Consider the following 4811-nt stretch of genomic DNA (forward strand, 5'->3'; position numbering starts at 1 on the left):
CCATCGCAGCGCGAGCGAGCCAAGCTGATGGCTCCATAAGCAGAGCGGGGCTGTGCGACGAACCGATTCCCAAAACCAATTTAGCCATGATATTCCTTGTTGAAATTTGAATTAAAATGCCGCCGAAAATCCAGTTTTTTTATTTGATTATTTTTGAGTCATGTTAGTTATTCGTGATAACTCAAACAAACGATTTATTTCCAGCGGATGCATTACAGCAGCTCATGCATCGGATTTAAGATGAATATTTTCTAAACAGCTACTAAGGTGGATTCTGTATTTTTAAGTGATTCACGGCTCTTGAATTGCGCTGCCTCAGACATAATCCATTTTTTTATAAGTCTGACTGCAGGATCACTTTCTGCGGAATCTCTGGTGAGTAAGTAATAGGCTCCCGCACTCTCTATCTGACCCACAATCGGACGCACCAGCTCCGGGTCTGGCGGCATGTTATCCAGGATTATTTGCGGTATTAACGCCACACCTTTGCAATCCTTAGCGGCCCGTATGGCCATGAAAAAATGACCAAATCCTAGTGAGTCCATTCTTGCTGGGACAGCCAAACCATAATTTTCCAGCCAATCGTTCCAGGCATATTTCCTGGTCGAGGTATGGATTAGTCGATAATTCAAAATGTCGCCAGGGTTATTAATGGGATGCCCCTGCGATAACAACTTGCTTGAAATAACCGGAACCAGAATGTCTGGACAAAGGTATTGCGCCTCCACATCTTTCCAGTTATCCACCATCTCAAGTTCAATCCGCGGACTGCGCCGGTCATAGCTTCGCCCCGGCAATCGTCCGACCCGAATAGCGACATCAACATCATTTGCACGGAAATCAACCGGCTCAATAGACGAGACCAAATGCACTTCGATATTTGAATATGCCTCGGTGAAACTTGCCAGTTTTGGCATTAGCCACATGGAGCTGAGGGTAGGCAAGACGTTCAAGGTAATCAACCTATGCGCGTCTCCCATTGCTGCTTTTGTCGCAGTTTGAATATCACCTAAAGCTGTCTGAACGGCACGAAAATAGTTTCTTCCTACTTCCGTCAACTCAATACGCCTGGTGAATCGATCAAAGAGCTTGGCTCCCAGATACGCTTCAAGCATTCTGATCTGACGACTAATTGCCCCTTGCGTCAGATGCAGCTCATTTGCAGCCTCAGTAAAAGAAAGCTGGCGAGCTGCGGCCTCGAATGCTCGCAACGCCAAAAGAGGTGGAAGACGCAACGTAGCGGTCATAAATCAATCGGCGGAATTCGGCAATTTCCGAACCCCATCCGCTCCTAATCAATAACGCCATAAAGATCGTCTCCATCTCGAACCACGGAGTAAGTTTTTAATTTCAGCGTACAAGGAAATTCCACCGGCTTTCCTGTTCTGATATCAAAGGCCCCACCATGTAACGGACAGTAAACCTTGCCATCCTCAATATGGCCATCTGACAAAGAGACCAGCGCGTGCGTGCAAGTATCTTCGGTCAGAAAAAATTCCTCTCCAATCCGATGGATCGCCAGTGGCTCTTTGCTTTCCTTCGGGCACAACTTGCGAGGCTGAACTTCGCTGGCCTCCGAAACTTTACAGAGCCAGATTGGAGGCTTCTCCAAAACTTGAGATTTATTCATATTAATTACCTGTTGGCGGTCAGGCTATGAACTACCAACTGCCCGAAGCTCATAGCCTTTCAAAAGTCTCTGATTTTTATTACTTATTTTTGCGCGTTATCAAACATCTCAACCACAGTATACAGTGCGCGCGGCGAATGTCAAGAAACAGGCATTAGAAGGTATGGCGGATGCCACTAGCGATACCGACCTGGTTCATGCCTACGCCAGCACCGGTGACTCCATCCACGGTATTTGCGGCGTTCCCCTTGTTAATGAGGTAGCCTCCAGTGACATAAAGTGCAGTTCGCTTGGACAGGTAGTACGTGATGCGGCTGGCAAGCATCATTGAATCGTCTGGACTATTACGCTTGGTATAGGAAAAAAGTTCAGCTTCGTAAGACCAAGGCCCAGTCCAATAGGAGGCTCCGATAAATGCAAGATCCTGCTTGTATGACGCAGCACTTACATTTTTCCGCCCAATCCATCCGATCCCCAAACGCAAATTTCCAATATCTACGTAGCCACTAATATTCGTTCTGGCGTCGTAGTAGTCGCTCAGGCGTAAGGCTGATGTTCCGCCAAATACCACTCCCGGAGCACCATAAAGTTTGTCATATCCGACAGACACGCCCCAACCCGGTACATCGTACTTTGCGTACAGCGACCATTCTTTACAGGCCTTAGTGTCCGATGCAGTCTCCCCCGCGCAGTTAGTCGCTGCAGGCCCGCCAGCCGCAGAGGTATCACGTCCCAAACTGTACGTAGCACCAAATGCAGTGTTTGCGATTTTGTGCATGTAGCCCACTGTGTTGTCTACGCGCGTATTAGGTATATAGGAATCAAGCGCACCAGAACCAAACAGATTGGGGCCTAATACGTCGGCCGACAGCATCGAATAGAACAGCATTGAGTATTGGCGCCCCAGAATGAAGGAGCCATAAGGAGTACCTAGCGAAACGTTTGACTGCCTGCCGAAAAGTCGCCCCCCCTGAGCTAGTCCACCAGTGTCCGGAGTAAAACCATTTTCGAGTACAAAATTCGCGGTCATTCCCCCACCGAGATCCTCGGTTCCTTTGAATCCTAAGCGTGAAGTGATTGAAGTGTTGGCGGGCATCTTTACGACGCTCTGGCCAGCCGCATTGACATTGGATACATACTCGACACCATTGTCGATGATCCCGTATATAGTTACGCCTGACTGCGCAACAGCCGGCAATGCGATCAACAAAGGAATTGCAGCGATAAATTTCTTCATTTGAATAGCTCCCAATAGGTATAGTTTTAATTTGATGGTCAGTTGCCATCTCACATAAATTGACGGTGCTTACTACGCGATATCATCTGCAATTGCTTGATTATTTTTATCCTTAAATCGCGGAAGAAAAGCGCAAACTAAACATACAAACATCAACATACCGATTGAAGCAAAAAGTGTGGTGTCGTAATTTCCGGTCTTGCCTTGCACAATCCCATACAGAGCTGGGCCAGCTGACGATCCAGCCATAAACGCTCCAAATATGTACCCATACAATTCCGCCATGGACTTCAATCCGAAATATCGGCTAGTAAAATATCCGAGTACATCCGACTCCGAGCCAAGACCGATACCGAAGAAGAAAGCTCCGGCACACAATCCCCACAGACCAACGTGATTCAGGACGAGAAGTAAGCCAATAATTGGAAGTCCGAACACACCAATGGCAACATAGGGCGCAAAAAAACGATCAAACAAAAAGCCCGTTCCAACACGCCCCACAATTGCACCCACGCTGAGAACTGATACAAGCAATCCGGTGACTTGGCCTGGACTCAATCCTGCATCCAGAAGCAGAGGGACGAAGTGAATCTGAATCCCATGCAATGCTGTTGCCATAAAAAACGCCAGGAATATGAGCGCCCAAAAGACAGGCATACGCAAAGCCTCTGCCTTACTGACGTAGTAGCCAAGACTGATTTTTTCACCTGCTACATCATCAGCGCCACAGGGCTCTAAACCCACATCTTTCGGATCATTTTTGATAAAAAGCGCGACGATTGGCAGGCCGACCAAGAGCACCGACGCTCCGAGAGCAACGTATGCCATCCGCCATCCCTGATCAGTAATGACATTTTGAGCAAGCGTGATACCGAACGATTGGCCTGCAGCAACGCCTGATGAGGCGATGCCGATAGACAATCCCCGGTGCCGAACAAACCAGGCGCTCAAAATTCGCACGTAAGAAACGTTGTTTGCCGCAGCGCCTACGACACCGACAACAGCAAACATGAAGTAGAAGTGGATCAGAGAACCCGTCAGAAAATACATGGAGCACATGGAGACGCCAAATGCGGCCATGGACGGCAAGAGAATTTTCCTCGCTCCGACACGGTCAATAATTCGACCAACAACAGGTGTCGTAAAAAGCAACACGAACGCTCCTACGGACAGCGCAATCGCAACCTGACCCCGGGTCCATCCAAACTCTTGGTTAAAAGGTTTCATGAATACCCCCAATGTCAGAAACGCCAATGAGGTCTGTCCAAAAGCAAGGCCCAAGAATGATATTGCGACCATCCACCAGCCCCTATGGATCGCCCTGGTCGTGCGTGGGGGGGACGAACCCATCCCCGAAACCTGCGCTTCAAATGTCATGTCTATCTCCTATAAATGCGGCACCTCCACAAGCCCTATGCCTGAGGACTACCGCGCTCTGCATTTATGTATGCAGTATTCTGTATGCAAAGGATATGCCAGAAATCACGCAATGTGTCATTGAAAATAGGACCGCTATATAAATGCGTTAATTATTTGCTTTGGCGCCTGGAATTCGCACAGACATGATGCAAAAAAGCCACTCCATTTGGTGCACCGTATACAGAATGCACCAAGCAAATCCGAAATATTACCGAGCAGCAAAAGACTGCCGGGGGGGATAATTAACAAAAGAAAATTGAATGGAATAAGTTGCTGAACACGAAGACGTCCACGCAAGCTATTGCGTTGGATGCTTGCGAGCATTTATCTTTGTGGTTGGATTCGTTCGAATGAACATTACAGATATTGCGCCGACGATACCAACGCATGCAGCGGCATCAAACAGGCGCGCGTGCGGCCATCCACGGGATAGCATTACACCGGCCAACAAAGGCCCGAAAATGGCTCCCAAGCGACCAAAACCAAGGGCCCAACCCATGCCCGTAGCGCGCGCGCGTATCGTCG

Annotated in this window: 4 protein-coding genes; all 4 read right to left on the minus strand. The window is 48.4% G+C overall.

Going from position 1 to position 4811, the window contains the following annotated elements:
- Positions 1-251: 251 nt before the first annotated feature.
- Positions 252-1247, minus strand: coding sequence for a LysR substrate-binding domain-containing protein (locus tag HLUSI_RS29880; RefSeq protein ID WP_016835793.1), 996 nt, complete (start codon positions 1245-1247; stop codon positions 252-254).
- A gap of 44 nt (positions 1248-1291) precedes the next feature.
- Positions 1292-1630 (minus strand): non-heme iron oxygenase ferredoxin subunit, encoded by a 339-nt coding sequence (locus HLUSI_RS31955; RefSeq protein ID WP_083831015.1) that lies wholly within the window; start codon positions 1628-1630, stop codon positions 1292-1294.
- A gap of 154 nt (positions 1631-1784) precedes the next feature.
- Complete coding sequence (locus HLUSI_RS0120875; protein ID WP_016835794.1) at positions 1785-2867, minus strand: porin; 1083 nt, start codon at positions 2865-2867, stop codon at positions 1785-1787.
- A gap of 72 nt (positions 2868-2939) precedes the next feature.
- Positions 2940-4244, minus strand: a complete 1305-nt coding sequence (locus HLUSI_RS0120880; protein ID WP_016835795.1) for an MFS transporter — start codon at positions 4242-4244, stop codon at positions 2940-2942.
- Positions 4245-4811: the final 567 nt, after the last annotated feature.

Source organism: Herbaspirillum lusitanum P6-12, from assembly GCF_000256565.1.
Taxonomy (GTDB): domain Bacteria; phylum Pseudomonadota; class Gammaproteobacteria; order Burkholderiales; family Burkholderiaceae_D; genus Herbaspirillum; species Herbaspirillum lusitanum.